Source organism: Tistlia sp., assembly GCF_040905785.1.
GTDB lineage: Bacteria > Pseudomonadota > Alphaproteobacteria > Kiloniellales > DSM-21159 > Tistlia.
Map to the genome: position 1 here is coordinate 68,054 of NZ_JBBDQW010000005.1, position 17,773 is coordinate 85,826.

The 17,773-nt window shown below is 71.6% G+C and carries 15 protein-coding genes; 5 read left to right on the forward strand and 10 right to left on the reverse strand.

The genetic code is table 11. The features are described from left to right. Positions 1-53 precede the first annotated feature (53 nt). Both WD341_RS00765 and WD341_RS00770 read left to right on the forward strand, forming a co-directional pair. The gene (locus WD341_RS00765) at positions 54-1,457 is read left to right on the forward strand and encodes an amidase (protein WP_368423492.1); all 1,404 of its coding nucleotides are present in this window, start codon (positions 54-56) and stop codon (positions 1,455-1,457) included. Between the two features lie 8 nt (positions 1,458-1,465). Further along, positions 1,466-3,082 (forward strand): gamma-glutamyltransferase, encoded by a 1,617-nt coding sequence (locus WD341_RS00770; RefSeq protein ID WP_368423493.1) that lies wholly within the window; start codon positions 1,466-1,468, stop codon positions 3,080-3,082. A 10-nt stretch (positions 3,083-3,092) separates the two neighbouring features. Here the strand turns inward: WD341_RS00770 and WD341_RS00775 are convergent, their stop codons facing one another. Then, complete coding sequence (locus tag WD341_RS00775) at positions 3,093-3,545, reverse strand: GcrA family cell cycle regulator (RefSeq protein WP_368423494.1); 453 nt, start codon at positions 3,543-3,545, stop codon at positions 3,093-3,095. Between the two features lie 236 nt (positions 3,546-3,781). Here WD341_RS00775 and WD341_RS00780 point away from each other — a divergent pair, with 236 nt between their 5' ends. Then, positions 3,782-4,381 carry a queuosine precursor transporter gene (locus WD341_RS00780; protein WP_368423495.1) on the forward strand — a complete coding sequence of 200 codons (600 nt, stop codon included), beginning with the start codon at positions 3,782-3,784 and terminating at the stop codon, positions 4,379-4,381. Here WD341_RS00780 and WD341_RS00785 read toward each other — a convergent pair. Then, positions 4,378-7,494 (reverse strand): multidrug efflux RND transporter permease subunit, encoded by a 3,117-nt coding sequence (locus WD341_RS00785; RefSeq protein WP_368423496.1) that lies wholly within the window; start codon positions 7,492-7,494, stop codon positions 4,378-4,380. The two genes, WD341_RS00780 and WD341_RS00785, sit on opposite strands and share 4 nt — an antisense overlap. A gap of 19 nt (positions 7,495-7,513) precedes the next feature. Further along, on the reverse strand, positions 7,514-8,653 hold the full coding sequence (locus WD341_RS00790; protein ID WP_368423497.1) for an efflux RND transporter periplasmic adaptor subunit: 1,140 nt from the start codon (positions 8,651-8,653) through the stop codon (positions 7,514-7,516). A 317-nt stretch (positions 8,654-8,970) separates the two neighbouring features. Here WD341_RS00790 and WD341_RS00795 point away from each other — a divergent pair, with 317 nt between their 5' ends. Beyond that, entirely contained in the window at positions 8,971-9,999 is a 1,029-nt protein-coding gene (locus WD341_RS00795) for a methionine synthase (protein ID WP_368423498.1), read from the forward strand. 70 nt (positions 10,000-10,069) lie between these two features. Here the strand turns inward: WD341_RS00795 and WD341_RS00800 are convergent, their stop codons facing one another. Both WD341_RS00800 and WD341_RS00805 read right to left on the reverse strand, forming a co-directional pair. Next, positions 10,070-11,215, reverse strand: a complete 1,146-nt coding sequence (locus WD341_RS00800; protein ID WP_368423499.1) for a CaiB/BaiF CoA transferase family protein — start codon at positions 11,213-11,215, stop codon at positions 10,070-10,072. A 167-nt stretch (positions 11,216-11,382) separates the two neighbouring features. Further along, a complete protein-coding gene (locus tag WD341_RS00805; protein ID WP_368423500.1) occupies positions 11,383-12,687 on the reverse strand; it encodes an NAD(P)/FAD-dependent oxidoreductase in 1,305 nt (434 codons plus the stop codon). Positions 12,688-12,917: 230 nt separating this feature from the next. On the opposite strand from WD341_RS00805, the gene WD341_RS00810 reads away from it, so the two are divergent. Then, positions 12,918-13,526 carry a cysteine hydrolase family protein gene (locus tag WD341_RS00810; RefSeq protein WP_368423501.1) on the forward strand — a complete coding sequence of 203 codons (609 nt, stop codon included), beginning with the start codon at positions 12,918-12,920 and terminating at the stop codon, positions 13,524-13,526. Positions 13,527-13,556: 30 nt separating this feature from the next. Here the strand turns inward: WD341_RS00810 and WD341_RS00815 are convergent, their stop codons facing one another. Genes WD341_RS00815 through WD341_RS00835 form a run of 5 tightly spaced genes read right to left on the reverse strand, consistent with a single transcriptional unit; the run spans position 13,557 to position 17,762 of the window. Continuing rightward, positions 13,557-14,339, reverse strand: a complete 783-nt coding sequence (locus tag WD341_RS00815; protein WP_368423502.1) for an IclR family transcriptional regulator — start codon at positions 14,337-14,339, stop codon at positions 13,557-13,559. Between the two features lie 27 nt (positions 14,340-14,366). Beyond that, positions 14,367-15,173, reverse strand: a complete 807-nt coding sequence (locus tag WD341_RS00820) for a hypothetical protein (RefSeq protein WP_368423503.1) — start codon at positions 15,171-15,173, stop codon at positions 14,367-14,369. 14 nt (positions 15,174-15,187) lie between these two features. Continuing rightward, positions 15,188-15,988 (reverse strand): SDR family NAD(P)-dependent oxidoreductase, encoded by an 801-nt coding sequence (locus tag WD341_RS00825; protein WP_368423504.1) that lies wholly within the window; start codon positions 15,986-15,988, stop codon positions 15,188-15,190. A 14-nt stretch (positions 15,989-16,002) separates the two neighbouring features. Beyond that, a complete protein-coding gene (locus tag WD341_RS00830; RefSeq protein ID WP_368423505.1) occupies positions 16,003-17,280 on the reverse strand; it encodes a TRAP transporter large permease in 1,278 nt (425 codons plus the stop codon). Next, the gene (locus WD341_RS00835; protein WP_368423506.1) at positions 17,277-17,762 is read right to left on the reverse strand and encodes a TRAP transporter small permease; all 486 of its coding nucleotides are present in this window, start codon (positions 17,760-17,762) and stop codon (positions 17,277-17,279) included. The genes WD341_RS00830 and WD341_RS00835 overlap by 4 nt, the downstream gene beginning before the upstream one ends. Positions 17,763-17,773 lie beyond the last annotated feature (11 nt).

Genomic DNA, 17,773 nt, shown 5'->3' on the forward strand with positions numbered 1-17,773 from the left:
GCCCGGCGTGCGAGGAAAAGGGCGACGAGGCCGACTCACTCCGAGGAGACGACATGACCGACGACGCCGCCTTGCTGAGCGCCACCGAGCTGCTCGCCGCCTACCGCGACAAGCGCCTCTCGCCGGTCGAGGCGACGCAGGCGGCCCTGGATCGGATCGAGCAGCTGAACGGGCAGCTCAACGCCTTCTGCCTGCTCGACCGCGAGGGCGCGCTGGCCGCGGCCGCCGACTCGGAGAAGCGCTGGCAGGCGGGCCAACCGCAGGGGCGGCTGGACGGCGTGCCGCTGAGCGTCAAGGACCTGCTGCTGACCAAGGGCTGGCCGACCCAGCGCGGCTCGCACAGCATCGATCCGGCCGGACCCTGGACCGAGGACGCGCCGGCGGTCGCCCGGGTCCGGGAGCACAAGGCGATCCTGCTCGGCAAGACGACGACCCCGGAGTTCGGCTGGAAGGGTGTCACCGACAGCGGCCTGACCGGCATCACGCGCAACCCCTGGGATCCGGAGAAGACGCCCGGCGGCTCCTCGGGCGGCGCCGCGGTCGCGGCGGCGACCGGCATGGGCGCCCTGCACTTCGGCACCGACGGCGGCGGCTCGGTACGCATCCCCTGCGCCTTCACCGGCATTCCCGGCCTCAAGCCCAGCTTCGGCCGCGTCCCCGCCTACCCGCTCAGCCCCTTCGGCACGGTCTCCCATGTCGGGCCCATGGCCCGCACGGTCGCCGACCTCGCCCTGATGCTGACGGCGATCGCCGAGCCGGATCCCCGCGATCCCTACGCCCTGCCCTACGACGGCGAGGACTTCGGCGCCGACCTGGAGAGCGGCGTCGAGGGCCTGCGCATCGCCTACCTGCCGACCATGGCCGGCCACGCCGTGCATCCCGAGGTCGCCGAGGCCGCCGCGTATGCCGCCGCGCGCTTCGAGGAGCTCGGCGCCAAGGTCGAGCAGCCCGAGCTCGATCTGCCCGACACCGACGGCGCCTTCGCCTACCACTGGTACGCCGGCGCCGCCCTGCTGCTCTCGGGCATCCCGGAGGAGAGGCGTGAGAGGATCGATCCCGGCTTGCGCGAGATCGCGGCACAGGCCGGCCACTTCACGCTCATCGACTACCTGCGCGCGGTCAAGGTGCGCGAGGGCTTCACCCAGCGCATGAACCAGGTGCACGAGACGTACGACCTGCTGCTGCTGCCGAGCGTGCCGATCCCCGCCTTCGAGGCCGGGGCCGAGTGGCCCGCCGGCTCTGGCGCCCGGCGCTGGACCGACTGGACGCCCTTCAGCTACCCCTTCAATCTGACCGGCCAGCCGGCGGTCAGCCTGCCCTGCGGCCTGACCTCGGCCAACCTGCCGATCGGCCTGCAGCTGGTCGGCCCACGCTATCAGGACGCCCTGGTGCTGCGCGCCGCCCGTGCCTTCGAGCGCAGCTACCCGGCGCCGCTGCCGCCTCTGGCGGCGCGCTGAGCCGTCCCATGGCGGCGGGCGGCTCGTCGGCGGGGTCGGCCTCGGGCGGCGCGGTCGCGGCCGGCCACGAGGAGACCGTCCGCGCCGCGGCCGAGGTCCTCGCCGAGGGCGGCAATGCCTTCGACGCCGCCTGCGCCGGCATTGCCGCGGCCTGCGTCTGCGAGCCGGTGCTGGCCTCCCTCGGCGGCGGCGGCTTTCTGCTCGCCGAGCCGGCCGGGGGCGAGGCCCGGCTCTACGACTTCTTCGTCGACACGCCGGGGCGGCGGCCCGGCGCGCGAGCCGGGGAGCTGGATTTCGAGGCCGTCGAGGCCGACTTCGGCACCGCGCGGCAGGTCTTCCACATCGGCCTCGGCGCGACCGCCGTCCCCGGCGTGCCGGCCGGCCTGGAGACGGTCGCCCGCGAGCTCGGGCGGCTGCCGCTGGCGCGTAGCCTGGCACCGGCCGTGGCGCTGGCCCGAGAGGGCTGCGCGCTGCGGCCGATCGACGTCGCGGTCGCCGCGGTGGTCGCACCCATCGTCACCGCCTGCGACCCGCTGCGCGACCTCCACTGCGGCCCCGGCGGCGATCTGCGCCGCAGCGGCGAGCACCTGGTCCAGCCGGCGCTGGCCGAGACCCTGGAGCGCCTCGCGCGGGAGGGCGCCGCCCCCTTCTACGACGGCGAGCTGGCGACGCGCCTGGCGGCCTTCTGCCGGGAGGCCGGCGGCCAACTGACTGCGGTCGACCTCGCCGGCTACCGGGTCCGGCGCCGCAAGCCGCTGGCGGTCGAATGGGCGGGCGCGGAGATCCTCACCAACGGCCCGCCCTCGCACGGCGGCCTGCTGATCGCCTTCGCGCTCCGGCTGCTCGAGGAGACCGCGCCGGTCGGGGAGGAAGCGCGGGGCGGCTTCGGCTCCAGACGGCAGCTCGAGCGGCTCGGCCGCGCCATGGCGCTGACCAACCGCGCGCGCGTCGAAAGCGGGCTGGCGGCGGCCGAGGCAGAGGCGTCTGCCGAGGCGGCCGGCGCGGCGCTGCTCGACCCGGCGCTGGTGGCGCGCTACCGCGCCGAGCTGCGGGGCCGGCCTGGCGTCGCCCGGGGCACCACGCACCTGTCGGTGATCGACCGTGCCGGCAACGCCGCCGCCGCGAGCCTGTCGAACGGCGAGGGCTGCGGCCGTGTGCTGCCCGGCAGCGGCATCCACCTCAACAACATGCTGGGCGAGGAGGACCTCAACCCGCTCGGGTTCCACGCCTGGCCGACCGGCGTCCGGCTCGGCTCGATGATGGCGCCGACGCTGGCCAGGGCCGCCGACGGGGCCATGCTGGCGCTCGGCTCAGGCGGCTCAAACCGGTTGCGCACGGCGATCCTGCAGGTGTTGATCAACTGCCTGCAGCATGGCATGGCGCCGGCTGCCGCCGTCGCCGCGCCGCGCCTGCACGTCGAGCAGGGGGTTCAGCTGGAGCCGGGCTTCGAGCCGGCGGCCCTGGAGGGGCTCGCCGGGGAGGGGCTGGCCGGGCTCGGCAGGCCGACGCTCTGGCCGGCGCCGAACCTCTTCTTCGGCGGCGTCCATCTGGTCCGCCGCGACGCCCGGGGCCGGTTGGAGGCGGCCGGCGACCCCCGCCGCGGCGGGGCCGCCGCCGTCGTCTGACTACCGACGGTCAGGCGACCCGCGATTCTCCGCGGCTGCGATCACGGTCCCGGTCCTTCTTGATGTAGGCCGAGGCGCAGTGCTTGCTGCAGTACGGCTTGCCCGGCAGGGCGGCATCGCTGCAGAAGTGGAAGTTCTTGTCGTTCGGGTCGCCGATCGGCCACTGGCAGCTTTGGCCGCTGCGGCGCTCGGCGAGGCGCGTCGGCCGGGGCGCCTCGTAGCTTTCGACCGAGCCCGGCGGCTCGTCCGGCACGAGCGGCGTCGGCAGGGCGGCGGGGCGGCGGCGCGGCGCCGGGCGCGCGTCCTTGCGGATCGGGGAGGGACGCGCCGGCAGGTTCAGGCGGTGCGCCTTGCCGACCACGGCGTTCTTCGAAACGCCGAGCTTCTTGCCGATCATCGAGGCGGAATGGCCCGTATTCCACAGGCGGGTCAGTTCGTCGATGCGATCCGGTGTCCAGGTCATCGCCAGCCTCCAAGTAGTGGTGGTGCGCCATATATGTAGCGCTCAAGCCAGGCATTCACACCATATCGGGTAGGGGGCTTGCCGTCGAGTCGCTCCCGCCACTTCCCTGTGGAGAACTTCCCGCTTTGCGACTGCGGCACCGCCGTCCTTGGCGCCGGGCGACGGCTTCTGCTAGAGAGCGCCGGGCCGCCCGGCAGGCGCCGGCGGCCTCGGGCAGCGACGAGAGAAGGGCGAGGATGAGCTACGCGACGCGCGGCCTACTGCTAGGGGTGGCGGCCATGGCCCTCGTGGTGGTGGCCTCCAACATCCTGGTCCAGCATCCGATCCAGCTCGACCGCAGCGTCTTCGGGATTCCGGCCAGCGAGCTCTGGACCTGGGGCGCGCTGACCTATCCGGTCGCCTTCCTGGTCACCGACCTCTGCAACCGCGCGTTGGGCCCGGGGCAGGCCCGGCGCGTCGTCTACGCCGGCTTCGCGCTCGCCGTCGTCCTGTCGATCGCCTTCGCCGGCTGGCGCATCGCGCTGGCCTCCGGCACCGCCTTCCTGTCGGCGCAGCTCCTCGACGTCACGGTCTTCGACCGGCTGCGCCGCCTGCGCTGGTGGCAGGCGCCGCTGATCTCCTCGACCCTGGCCTCGACCCTGGACACCCTGCTCTTCTTCGCTCTCGCCTTCGCCGGCACGGCGGTGCCCTGGGTCACCCTGGCGCTCGGCGACTACGCCGTGAAGCTGCTCGTTGCGCTGGTCCTGCTGATCCCCTTCCGCGCCCTGATCGCCGTGCTGCCCCAGGCCGGCGCGCCGACGCGCCGGCCGGCCAACCTGCCCGCGGGCGGACCCTAGTCGACCGGCGCCGGCTTCGTCGTGCCGGCGGTCGGGCCGGCCGCGCGGCCGGCGGCCCGGGCCCGGTCGGCCGAATGGTCGCGGGCGATCAGGGTGTACATGGCCGGCGTCACGAACAGGGTGAAGAGCGTGCCGATGGTCATGCCCGAGGCGATGACCATGCCGATGTCGAAGCGGCTGCGCGCCCCGGCACCGGTGGCGATCAGCAGCGGCACCATGGCCACGACCATGGCCGCCGTGGTCATCAGGATCGGCCGGAGCCGCACCGCCGCCGCCTCGCGGATCGCGTCGAGCCGGCCGTAGCCCTCCTCCTCCTGGAGCTTGTTGGCGAACTCGACCATCAGGATGCCGTGCTTGGAGATAAGCCCGACCAGGGTGACCAGGCCGACCTGGGTGTAGATGTTGATGGAGGAGGCGCCGGTCATCGACAGGATGCTGACCGGCAGCAGGGCGCCGAACATCGAGGTCGGAAGCGCGATCAGGATCACGATGGGGTCGCGGAAGCTCTCGAACTGCGCGGCGAGCACCAGGAAGATGATGACGACGGCGAAGGCGAAGGCGATCGCCAGCGTGTTGCCCTCCTGGACCAGCTGGCGGCTCTGGCCCTTGAAGTCGTAGGAGAAGCCTGCCGGGAAGTTCCGCTCGGCGTGGCTGGTCAGGAAGTCGAGCGCCTCGCCCAGGGTCCGGCCCGGAAAGGGCACGCCCGAGAGCGTCGCCGCGTTGAGCTGCTGGAAGCTGCCCAGCGCGTTCGGCTGCACCCGCTCCGAGACGGTCGCGACGGTCGAGAGCGGCACCATGGCGCCGGCCGCCGTGCGCACCTGGTAGCGGGTCAGCCAGTCGGCGGTCAGGCGGTAGCTGCGCGGCACCTGCGGGATCACCTGGTAGCTGCGGCCGTAGAGGTCGAAGCGGTTGACGTAGTTGCCGCCCAGGAAGGTCGCCAGCGCAGAGCCGATGTCGCGCATCGAGATGCCCAGCCGGTTGGCCTTGTCGTGGTCGATGTCGAGCTGGACCTGCGGCGAATCGAACTTCAGGTCGCTGTCGGTGAAGATGAACAGGCCGCTCTGCTGGGCCGCCTGCTGCAGCTCCTGCAGCACGTCGGCGATCTCGGTGTAGTCGCTGGTCGAGGTGACGACGAACTCGACCGGCGTGCCGCCCGAGGAGCCGGGGATCGAGGGCGGCTCGAAGGCCAGGACCTGCGCGCCCGGGATCGTCGCGAAGCTCGGCTGCAGCGCGGCCAGGACCTCGCTCGCCGAGCGGCTGCGCTCGCCCCAGGGCTTGAGCAGGATGCCGGAGAAGGCGGTGTGGACGTCGCCGAGGCCGGCGATCAGGAATACGTGCTCCTGCTCGGGCACCTCCTTGAAGACCTGGTAGAGCTGCTCGGTGGCCTGCTCCAGGTAGTCGAGGTTGGCGTACTGCGGAGACTTGACCTGGGAAAAGAGAATGCCTTGGTCCTCGGTCGGCGCCAGCTCGCTCGGCGTGGTCACGTAGAGCAGGGCGGTCAGCGCGACGATCGCGATCATGACCAGCACCGTGAGGCTCCGGAAGCCGAGGGTCTTGCCGAGGCGCGAGCGGTAGGCCTCCTTCAGGGTATCGAAGCGCCGGTCGAGGAAGCGGGCGAAGCCGCCGCCGCCCTTCTCCTGGCTGAGCAGGCGCGAGCACATCATCGGCGAGAGCGTGAGCGCGACGATGCCGGAGACGAAGACCGCCCCGGCGAGGGTGAAGGCGAACTCGCGGAACAGCGCCCCGGTGACGCCCGAGACGAAGCCGATCGGCGCGTAGACCGCCGCCAGCGTGATGGTCATGGAGACGACCGGCATGGCGATCTCGCGGGCGCCGCGCAGCGCCGCGTCGAAGGGCGTCATGCCGGCCTCGATATGACGGTAAATGTTCTCGACGACGACGATGGCGTCGTCGACGACCAGGCCGATCGCCAGCACCAGGGCCAGCAGGGTCAGCAGGTTGATCGAGTAGCCGAGCGCCTGGAGCATGATCATGACGCCGATCAGCGACAGCGGGATGGTGACGATCGGGATCAGCGTCGAGCGGAAGTTGCCGAGGAACAGGAAGATCACTACGACGACGATCAGCGCCGCCTCGCCCAGCGTATGCACGACCTCCTCGATCGAGGCGTTAATGAAGGCCGTGGCGTCGTAGGCGATGGCGGCCTGCAGGCCGACCGGCAGCTGCTGCTCGACCTCGGGCATCAGCTTGCGGATGTTCTCGATGACCGTCAGGGGGTTGGCCGTGGGCGTCGTGTAGACGCCGATGAAGACGGCCTTGATGCCGTCGAAGGCCGAGGAGGAATCGCCGCTCTCCGGTCCCAGCTCGATGTCGCCGATGTTGCGCAGCCGGATCAGCGAATCGCCGCGCGTCGCGACGACCAGGCGCGAGAAGGCTTCGGCCGAATCCAGGGAGGTCTCGGCGTTGATCGAGGTCTGGACGAAGTTGCCTTTGATCTGGCCGGCCGCCGAGGTGAAGTTGTTGCGGGTCAAGGCCGCGGCGACGTCGGCCGGCGTGACCTCGAGCGCCGCCATGCGGTCCGGATTGAGCCAGATGCGCATGGCGAAGGTCTGGCCGCCGAGGATCTGCGCCTCCGCGACCCCGTTGACCGTCTGCAGCTTCGGCTGCACGACGCGCGTCAGGTAGTCGGTGATCTGGGGCGCGTTCATCACGTCCGAGTTGAACGAGATGTACATCAGCGCGTTGCTGTCGCCGGTCTGCTTCTGGACGATCGGGTCGTTGGCCTCGTCCGGCAGGATGCCACGGACCTGGTTGACCTTCGACAGGACGTCGGCGACCGCGCGGTCGGCGTCGGCGTTGAGCAGCAGGTTCAGCGTCACTGTCGAGCTGTTCTGCTGGGATGTCGAGACCAGGGTGTCGATGCCCTCGGCGCTCGCCACCGCCTGCTCGATCGGCGTCGTGATGAAACCCTTGATCAGGTCGGCGTTGGCGCCGGGATAGCTGGTCGAGATCGTGATGGTGGTGTTCTGCAGCTCCGGGTACTGGCGGATCTGCAGGGAGAAGGCGGCCTGCAGGCCGATCAGCAGGATCAGCAGGCTGACCACGGTCGCCAGCACCGGCCGCCGGATGAAGATGTCGGTGAAGCTGCCCATGCCCCAACTGCCCTCCCGGCTAGAGCTTCGGCGTCTGGTCGGGGGCCTGGAGCGCCGGCTTGTCGCTGATCTTCACCTTCTGGCCGGGGTAGACCTTGTTCTGGCCGCCGGTGAGAACCTGCTCGCCGGACTTGATGCCTTCGGTCACCGCGACGCGTTCGCCGCGGGTCGCGCCGGTCTTGACGAAGCGCCGCTCGATGTCGACGACGCTGCCCGGCCCCGCCGGCTCGCCGCCCTCGGGCTGCGTCACGACGTAGAGGCTGTCGCCGTAGAGGCTGTAGGAGATCGCCGTGCGCGGCACGGTGACGACCTCCTCGCTGCTCGCCTGAAGGACGTTGACGTTGGCGAACATGCCCGGCAGCAGGCGCTTGTCAGGGTTCGCGACCTGCGCTCGCACCAGCAGGTTGCGCGTCTCCTGGTCGACGCGGGCGTCGATGAAGGCGACCTTGCCGGCGAACTCGGTCTCGGGAAAGGCGTCGACCGCGATCTGGACCTCGAGGCCGATGGCGACCTGCTCGATGCTCTGCTCGGGGATCGGGAAGTCGACGTAGATCGGGTCCAGCTGCTGCAGCGTCACCAGGGTGTCGCCGGCCGAGACGAACTGGCCGACGTCGACCTGGCGGATGCCGAGCCGCCCCGGAAAGGGCGCCAGGATCACCTTCTGGGCGATCAGCGCGCGAATCCGCTCGACCTCGGCGGCGTTGCTGTCGCGCTGGGCGACGGCGGCGTCGAAGCTGCTGCGCGGCGTGTTGCCCCGCTGCACCAGCTCCTGCTGGCGGCCAAGGTCCGCCTGGCTCTGCGTGAGCTGCGCCTCGGCGGCCTTGAGCTGCGCGCGCTCGACGTTGGTGTCGAGCTCGAGCAGGAGGTCGCCCTCCTCGACCTCGCGGCCGGAATCGAACTCGATGGCGTCGACGAGGCCGGCGGTCTCGGGCGCCAGGCGGATGCCCTGGATCGCCTCGAAGGTGCCGATCGCCGGCAGCCCGGGCCGCCAGCTCTCGCTTTGCGCCGCCTCGACCGGAACCTCGGTCGGCGGCGCCGACTGACCCTGCATGGCCTGCTGGATCATCTGCGGCTTCATGACGAACTGGAAATAGGCGAAGCCGCCGACCAGCGCCGCCAGGGCCAGGAAGACGAGGATGAAGATCAGGGCCCGCCTCATGGGCGCCACCGATACGCCGGGCGCGCGGGCTGACCCGACCGCCGCCGGTCTGCGGCGCCTCGGCGCGCCCTCATCTCCGCTGACATGTCTCGACCCCCGGCCGCTCGAATCCGCAGGCCTAGCCTCGCCCACCGGCGGGGAGCCTACACCAGCGTCGCGGGCAACGGTATCGCCTTTGGCGGCCTTCCGGCACCCAGCGGGCCGGGCGTCATCGCAAGGGCTGCGCCCGCCTGTTCCGGGCCGCCCGCGCCGGCTAAGCTGTCGCCAACGACAAGGCCACGACGGCTGGCCGCCAACGACAGAGGGGAGCCCTAGACATGCTGCGCACGACGATCGCCGGAAGCCTGCCCAAGCCGAGCTGGCTGGCCGAGCCCGAGAAGCTGTGGGCGCCCTGGCGCCTTGAAGGCGCCGAGCTGGAGCAGGCCAAGAAGGACGCGGCCCTGGTCTGGCTCAAGGAGCAGGAGGCCGACGGCATCGACGTCGTCACCGAGGGCGAGCAGTTCCGGGTCCACTTCGTCCACGGCTTCCTGGAGCAGGTCGAGGGCATCGACTGGCAGAAGAAGACCAGGATGGGCATCCGTAACGACCGCTACGTCGTCGAGGTGCCGACGGTGACCGGGCCGGTGCGCCGCAAGGCGCCGGTGCACCGCGAGCAGGCGGCCTTCCTGCGCGCCCACACCGACCACGGCATCAAGTTCACCCTGCCCGGGCCGATGACCATCTGCGACACCATCGCCGACGCCCACTACGGACGGCGCGCCGACATGGCCATGGCTTTCGCCGAGCTTCTCAACGAGGAGGCGAAGGAGCTGGAGGCGGCCGGCGTCGACGTCGTGCAGTTCGACGAGCCGGCCTTCAACGTCTTCATGGACGAGGTCCGCGACTGGGGCATCGCCGCCCTGGAGCGGGCGATCGAGGGCCTGTCCTGCACCACGGCCGTGCACATCTGCTACGGCTACGGCATCCAGGCCAACATCGACTGGAAGAAGACCCTGGGCAGCGAGTGGCGCCAGTACGAGGCGATCTTTCCGGCGCTCAACGAGTCGAAGATCCAGCAGGTCTCGCTGGAGTGCGCGAACTCGAAGGTGCCGCTATCGCTGCTCGGCCTGCTCGACCGGAAGGTCCTGCTGGTCGGCGCCATCGACGTCGCCAGCGAGACCGTCGAGACGCCCGAGCAGGTCGCCCAGACGCTGCGCGCCGCCCTCGAGCACGTCGATGCCGCGCGGGTCCAGCCCTGCACCAACTGCGGCATGGCCCCGCTGCCGCGCCACGTCGCCGAGGGCAAGCTGAAGGCGCTCGGCGCCGGCGCTCGGCTGCTCAGGAAGGAATTGGGAGTCGTCGAGTAGCGCCGGCCGCTGCGCTCGGACCCCAGGCGGCTATCGCCCCTCGCGAGCCAGCCGCGCGCGCAGGCGCATCTTAGGCGACGCGCGTCTTCGCCGCCCCGGCCGCGAACTCGGCGCGGATCGCCTGGTCGTGCTCGCCCAGCGCCGGCACGGGGCCCAGCGTGGGCGTCTCGCCGGCGATGACGGCGCCGGGCGAGAGCAGCTCGACCGGGCCGTTCTCGGTCTCGACCCGGATCAGGCGGTTCTGCGGGTGCTTCGAGAGATCCTCGAGGTCCGACAGGCGGCCGTAGGCGATGCGCGCCGCCGCGAGCCGCGCGATGTTGGCCTCGCGGTCGCGCCGGGCGAAGCTTTCGGCGACGAGCGCGTCGAGGGCCTCGCGGTTGGCGACGCGCCGGACATTGCTGTCGAACCTGGGATCGTCGGCGACCTCGGGGCGCTCCAGCACCCCCTCGCAAAGGTTGCGCCACTCGCGCTCGTTCTGGACCGAGATCAGCAGCGTCTTGCCGTCGGCGCAGGGATAGCCGCCGTAGGGCGCGATCGAGGGGTGCTTGAGCCCGATGCGCCGGGGCGCCTTGCCGCCGTAGACGTACTGCAGGTACGGCACGTTCATCCAGTCGGCGAGCGCGTGGTAGAGGGAGACCTCGATGGCCCGGCCCTGACCGCTGCGGGCCCGACCGATCAGCGCCTGCAGGATCGCCTGGAAGGCGGTCATGCCGGCGGCGATGTCGCAGACCGAGACCCCGACCCGCGCCGGCCCCTCGGCCGTGCCGTTGATCGCGCAGAGGCCCGACTCGGCCTGGACCAGCAGGTCGTAGGCCTTCTGGTCGCGGTAGGGCCCCTCCTCGCCGTAGCCGGAGATCGAGCAGGTGATCAGCTCCGGGCGCTGGCGGCGCAGCTCCTTCGGGTCGTAGCCGAGCCGCGCCATGGCGCCGGGCGCCAGGTTCTGGATGAAGACGTCGGCCTTCTCCAGCAGGCGGCCGAGCAGCGCGTGGTCGCCGGCCTCCTTGAGGTCGAGGCGCAGCGATTCCTTGCCGCGGTTCAGCCAGACGAAGTAGGCGCTGCCGCCCTTGACGTCCTCGTCGTAGCGGCGCGCGAAGTCGCCCTCGGGCCGCTCGACCTTGACGACCCGGGCGCCGGCGTCGGCGAGACGCCCCGAGCAGTAGGGCGCTGCCACCGCCTGCTCGACGGTGACAACGAGGAGGCCTTCCAGATCCTTCATGACGACTCTCTGCCTGCTGCACGGCCTGCCGGAGCGGGGGCGCCCGGCAGGCCCGCCAGATTAGCGCGCGGCGGCGGGCGAGGCGACCCATCGATCTCGGCCGGCGGAAGAGCGGTCGCTCAGGCGACCGGGCGCGCAAGCCGCTTGCGCGCCTGCGGGGGTCACAGCTAGCCGAGGACGGAGAAGCTGCTCTCCTTGTTGATCTCGCGCTTGCGCGAGTAGAAGCCGACGTCGATGGTCCGGCCAGTGTGCTTCAGATGGAGCTGCAGGGGCTCGGCGTCGTGGTCGTGGCCGGCCTGCACCTTCTCGATCAGCTCGGCCATCATCACGCCGGCCACGGGCGCGTTCTTGAACTGGTTGCCGCTGGTGCCGATGGCCATGAAGAAGCCCGGCACCGCCGAGGCGTCGTAGATCGGGATCCAGTCGTCGGAGACGTCGTAGAGGTCGACGATGCCCTTCATCTGGCTCGGAATGCCGAGGCCGGGGATGCGCTGGGCGGCGCGCAGCGCCTGGATGCGCCACTGCTCGGTGAAGTTCCGGTCCCAGGCGTCGGGATCGACCCATTCGCGCGGGTCGCACTCGGGGTCCTCGCTGCCGACCAGCAGGAAGTTGCCCTTCTCCGGCCGGGTGTAGCAGGCGATGTCGCTGTCCGAGGTGACGATGCCGCGCTCGTCCCAGCCCTCGACCGGCATCGGCAGATGCACGACCTCCTGCTTCAGCGCCCGGGTCGAGATCGTCATGTCGCCGGTCGCCCCGGCCATCTCGTTGACCTTGAAGGAATGCGGGCCGGCGACGTTGACCAGGACCGGCGCGTCGAGCTCGCTGCCGTCCTCCAGGGCGACGCCGGCGATGCGGCCTCCGGCGTCCTTGCGCACCGCGGTCACCCGGGCGTTGAAGCGGAAGGCGCCGCCAGCCGCCTCGGCGGCGCGCTGCAGGTTGTGCGCAGAGAGCTGCGGGTCGTTGACGTAGCCGGCCGCCGGAAAGAATACGCCGCCGTCCAGCGGCCCGCCGGTCGGCTCGCCGAAGCCGGGGTCCTCGGGACGCTTGGCCGGCGCGAAGCGGTCCAGCCGGAGGTGCGGCAGCTTCGCCCGGACGGTCGCGGCGTCCCACTCCTCGCAGGGGATGCCGAGGCTGCGCATGTTGGCGAGGATCCGGCGCAGGCCGTCGTTGGCCTCAGTCTTCATGACCAGGCAGCCGGTCTCGTGGAAGCGCGCCAGGCCGCGCTCGTCCTCGACGCTGAGGTGCCCGGCCCAGTCCTTCCAGTAGAAATAGCCCTCGTAGGCCAGGGCCGCGCCCGCGACCGTCGAATAGTGGGTGCGGATGATCGCGCAGGAGCCGCTGGTCGAGCCGTAGCCTGCCGTCGGCAGGCGATCGAGATTGAGCGTGCGCCAGCCCTTGCGCGCCAGCTCCAGGCCGACCGCCGCGCCGATCACCCCGGCGCCGACGACGATGGCGTCGTAGCTTTCCGTCATGGATTCCTGCCCCTTGCGCTTCCTCGGCCGCGAACGGCCCTCCTCCAGCAGCCTTTCGCACGCCCGGGGGCGGCGCGCCGCTCCGCCAGAGGCGTCCGCTGTCGCGCCGGCGACGGGATCCCCGCGGCAACCTCCGCCCCTGACGAGGCGGAAACTCCCGTCGCGCCGCAGCGTTACCGCCAGCACCCCGCGGCCGTGCCGCCGCTCCCTCCTGTGCCGGATGAACCGCCTTGGGATTGCCGACCCGCCTCGACGAGCCGCTGCCGCCCGACACGCTGCACGTCGTCGTCGACATGCAGCAGCTCTTCGACCGCCACCCCGACTGGGGCGGCGAGTCGCCGCGGCTGGTCCTGCCCAACGTCCTGAAGCTGATCCGCCATCGCCCGGAGCGGACGCTCTACACGCGCTTCCTGCCGCCGCGCGTGCCCGAGGAGGCCGAGGGGCGCTGGCGGCGGTACTACGAGCGCTGGCCGGGCGTCTGCCTGGAGGGCGGCGGCGCGCCCTACGTCGAGCTGCTGCCCGAGCTGCAGGCCCTGGCGGCGCAGGGACGGGTCATCGACAAGCCGGCCTATTCCGGCTTCTCGGCGCCCGCCTTCGTCGCGCTGCTCGAGGCCGAGGACCCGTCCTGCCTGCTGTTCAGCGGCGTCGAGACCGACATGTGCGTGCTCGCGACCCTGCTGCAGGCCGTGGATCGCGGCTACCGGGCCGTGCTGGCGGGCGACGCCGTTGCCAGCGCCAGGACCGACGTCCACGAGGCCGTGCTGCACCTGCTGGACTCGCGCCTCGGCAGCCAGGTCGACTGCGCCACCACCGAAGCCGTCGTCGCCGCCTGGCGCTGAGGAAACGGGCGCCTGGGCCCCTACGAGGAATCAGGCCGGAACCGGGGCGCTCGGCTCGGCCAGCCGATCGCGCAGCAGCGCGGCCTCGTTGCTCAGCGCCTCGGCGATCCAGGCGATGCGCTCCGGCGCCATGCGCTCGCGGATCGCCGCAACCGAGATCGCGGCGACGACGCGGCCACGCCGGTCGAGGACCGGCACGCCCACCGCGCACATGGCGCTGACGATCCGGCCGTCGTTGAAGGCGTAGCCCTGGGCCCGCGCCTCGGCGGTCAGGCGGTGCAGCTCGTCCGGCGCGAAGCCCGGGTAGCGCTCCAGGCGCGGCGCGTTGCTGGCGATGATCTCGGCGACCTCGCGCTCGGGCAGGAAGGCGAGCAGCGCCAGGCTGCCGGCGCCGACGCCGAGCGGCCGCCGGTCGCCGACGGTCAGCGTCAGGGTCTTGATCGGGAAGTCCCCGACCTGGCGCTCCAGGCAGAGCGCGTCCAGCCCCTCGCGCACCGACAGGAACACCGTGTCGCCGGTCTCGCGGGCGAGCCGCAGCAGCGCCGGGCGGGCCAGCTCGGCAACGTCGAAGCGGGTCGCCAGCGAGCCCAGGCGGACGATCTCGTAGCCCAGGAAGTAGCGCCGGGACTCGGGGTCCTGGTAGGCGAAGCCGCTGTCGGTCAGCGCCGCCAGCAGCCGGTGCGTCGTCGCCTTGCCGAGCTCGGCGGCGACGGCGAGGTCGGACAGCCGCCAGCCGGAGGTGGCGCGCTGGCCGAGCAGCTTGATCAGCTGCGCGGCGCGGCGCACCGACTTGACCGTGACGTCGCCCTCCACGTCGCCCTCCCCCTTTTCCCAAGCCGCCTACGACGCTGCGGCCAGTCCGCTCCAGGACTGGAGCAGCTGCCGGGCCGGCAGTCCGACCGCCGCGCCGAGCCGGCGCGCCGTCTCGTTGGCCGCCGAGATCACCCCCTGCTCGTAGCTCGAGCGGGCCTCGCCGATGCGCGCCGTCGCCGCCGCCACTGTGAAGGCGGCGATGCCGCGGCGCTCGAGCGCCGGCAGCCGCTGGATGCCCGCCTGCTCGATGCCGATCCCGGCGTCGTTGTAGACGGCGGCGAAGCCCTCGGTGCGCAGCGCCATCGCCGGGTCGCCGCCGACCAGGCCGCCGTGCGAGCCGGTGACGACGATGCAGCCGGCGTCCTCGGGGCGCACCAGCGCCGCCGAATCGAGCAGCAGGATGCGGCGCGCGCCGGCGCCCGTCACCTCCGAGCGGGATTCGCCGAGCGCCGGCGGCTCGGCCTCGATCAGGGGCGCCGCCTGCAGGCGCCGCACCGCCGCGGCGGTCGCCATGCCCGCGGTCACGCCGGCCGCCGCGGCGACCGTGTTGGCGCGGCTGATGCGGCCGCGCGCCAGCATGTCGGCCGTGTCGCCGATGCGGCAGGAGAGGTGCGAGACCGCGGCGGCGGCGATGCCCAGCGCCTCCAGGTAGGGCAGCGCCCCGACCCCCGCCTCCTCGAGCCCGATGCCGGCGTCGCAGAGGATCACCGCGCGCAGCCCCGCCCGGGCCGCGAGGTAGCCTGGATAGCGGCCGCCGTGGGAGCCGGAGACGACGACGGCGCCGGCCGCCCCCGGCGGCAGCTTGGTGATGGTGTCGGCGACGAGCGTGTCCACGGGAGGCGGGCCGTCTAGGTCGGCACGACGGTGCAGTGCAGGCCGCCGTCGACGCAGAGCTCGACGCCGGTGATGTAGCGCGCCTCGTCCGAGGCCAGGAACACCGAGGCGTTGGCGATGTCCCAGGCGTCGCCCATGCGCTTCATCGGCGGGATCTCGTTGCGCGCCGCGACCATGGCCTCGACGCTGTCGTAGTAGCCGCTGATCTGCTGGTAGATGTGCGGCGTGTCCATGGTGCCGGGCATGATCGTGTTGGCGCGGATGCCCCGGGCCGCGTACTGGACCGCCAGCGCGCGGGTGAAGTTGTTCACCGCCGCCTTGGAGGCGTAGTAGGAGCTGTAGGGGTAGCCGGTCCAGCGGATCGCGGCGAGCGAGGAGATATTGACGATCGCGCCCGCGCCCTGGCGCTCCATGATCGGCAGCACCGCCTTGCAGGCGAGGAAGACGCTCTTGGCGTTGACCGCCATGACCCGGTCCCAGCTCTCCTCGCTGGCCTCGACCGGCCCGCCCGCGGCGTTGATGCCGACGTTGTTGTGCAGGATGTCGATACGGCCGTAGGCCTCCAGGGTGCTGGCGACGGCGGCTTCGATCTCGGCCAGCCTGGTGACGTCGGCGGCGCAGGCAATGGCCCGGTTGCCCTCGCCCTCGATGATCGCGCGGGTCGCCTCGGCGGCCGGCAGGGCGATGTCGACGCAGGCCACCGCCGCGCCCTCGCGGGCGTAGGCGACGGCCGCGGCCTTGCCGTTGCCCCAGCCCTCGCCGACCGAGCCGGCGCCGAGCACCAGCGCAACCTTGTTCTTCAGACGATCCGTCATTCCGGTTCCCCGATTCAGTTCATGAGCAGTTGCGGCAGCCACAGCGAGACAGCCGGCAGCAGAGAGAGCGCCGCCAGCAGCAACAGGCCGAGGACGACGAAGGGCGCGATGTCCTTCAGGCTGCGTTCGAGCGGCAGCCCGGCGATCTTGCAGGCGACGTTGAGGCAGAGGCCGATCGGCGGCGTGATCAGCCCCAGGCAGAGGTTGACCACGACGATGACGCCGAGCTGCACCGGGTCGACGCCCAGCGCCATGCCGGCCGGATGCAGGATCGGCACCAGCATGACCATGGCCGCATTGGATTCCATGAAGGTGCCGACCAGCAGCAGCAGCACGTTGACCATCAGCAGGAAGACCAGCGGGTCGTGGGCCACCCCGGTGATCCATTCGATCGCCGCCTGCGGGATCTGCGTGTAGGCGAGCTGCCAGGCGAAGAGCTTGGCGGCGCCGACGATGATCATGATGACGGCCGTCGTGTAGACGGCCTCGCGCAGCGCGCTGAGGAGCCGCGCGAAGGTCAGTTCGCGGTAGACCAGCCCGCCGACGACGACGGCGTAGGCGACGGCGATGGCCGAGCATTCCGTGACGGTGAAGACGCCGGAGAAGATGCCGGCGAGAATCAGGACCGGCATGACGAGGGCCGGCCCCGCGGCGAGGCCGGTGCGGAGAATCTCGCCGGGGGGGCTCGGCCGCGATGTCGCATAGCCCCGGCGACGCGACACCGCGAAGACGATGAACAGGGCCAGCAGCGAGAAGAGGGCGCCGGGGATCAGCCCCGCGACGAACAGGCGAATGATCGACTGGTCGGTCAGCACGCCGTAGACGATGAAGCCGATCGAGGGCGGAATGATCGGCGCGACGACGGAGGAGGCGGCGGTCACGGCGACCGAGAAGCTGCGCCCGTAGCCCTCGCGCTCCATCTCCGGGATGAAGATGCGCCCCATCACCGAGGTGTCGGCGACCGCCGAGCCGGAGATGCCGGAGAAGAAGACCGAGGCGACGACATTGCTCATCGCCAGGCCGCCGGTGAAGCGGCCGACGATGGCGTTGGCGAAGGCGACCAGGCGGCGGGTCATGCCGCTCTCGGACATCAGCGCGCCGGCCAGCAGGAAGAAGGGAATCGCCAGCAGCGTGAAGGAGTCGAACCCGGAGTAGAGGCGCTGGGCGGCGATCGCCGGATTGATGCCGCCGTCGATCCAGATCACCGTCAGGCAGGCGATGATGATGGCGAAGCCGAGCGGCATGCCGATCAGCATCAGCCCGACGATCGACACCGCGAGAACCAGCGTCATGGCGCGGCTCCCGGCTTCAGCTCCTCGCGGCCGGCACGGGCCAGGACGAGCAGCACCGCGATGAACGTCGCGCCGACCGGGATCGCGAGATAGGGATAGAACATGGGGATCTCGAGCGCGGCCGAGTCCCGCCGCCCGCCGATCACCGCGAAACCGTAGCCGTACCAGCCGAGGGCGCAGGCCATGACCAGGATCAGCAGGTCGCGGATCAGGCCGACCGCCAGCGCGACCGGCCGCGGCAGCAGATCCACGACGAAGGTCACCGCGATGTGGCCGCGCCGGCGCAGGACGGCGGCACTTCCGAGCAGCGCGATCCAGGCCATCAGGAAGCGCGCGACCTCCTCGGTCCAGACCGGGGAGTGGTTGAGCACGTAGCGGCCGAAGACCTGCCAGCAGATCGCGACCACCATGACGGAGATCGCGAGGAGCAGGATCGCGTCCAGCAGGCGCTCGATCGCATCGGCGACACGCGAGAAGATCATATCCAGTCTCC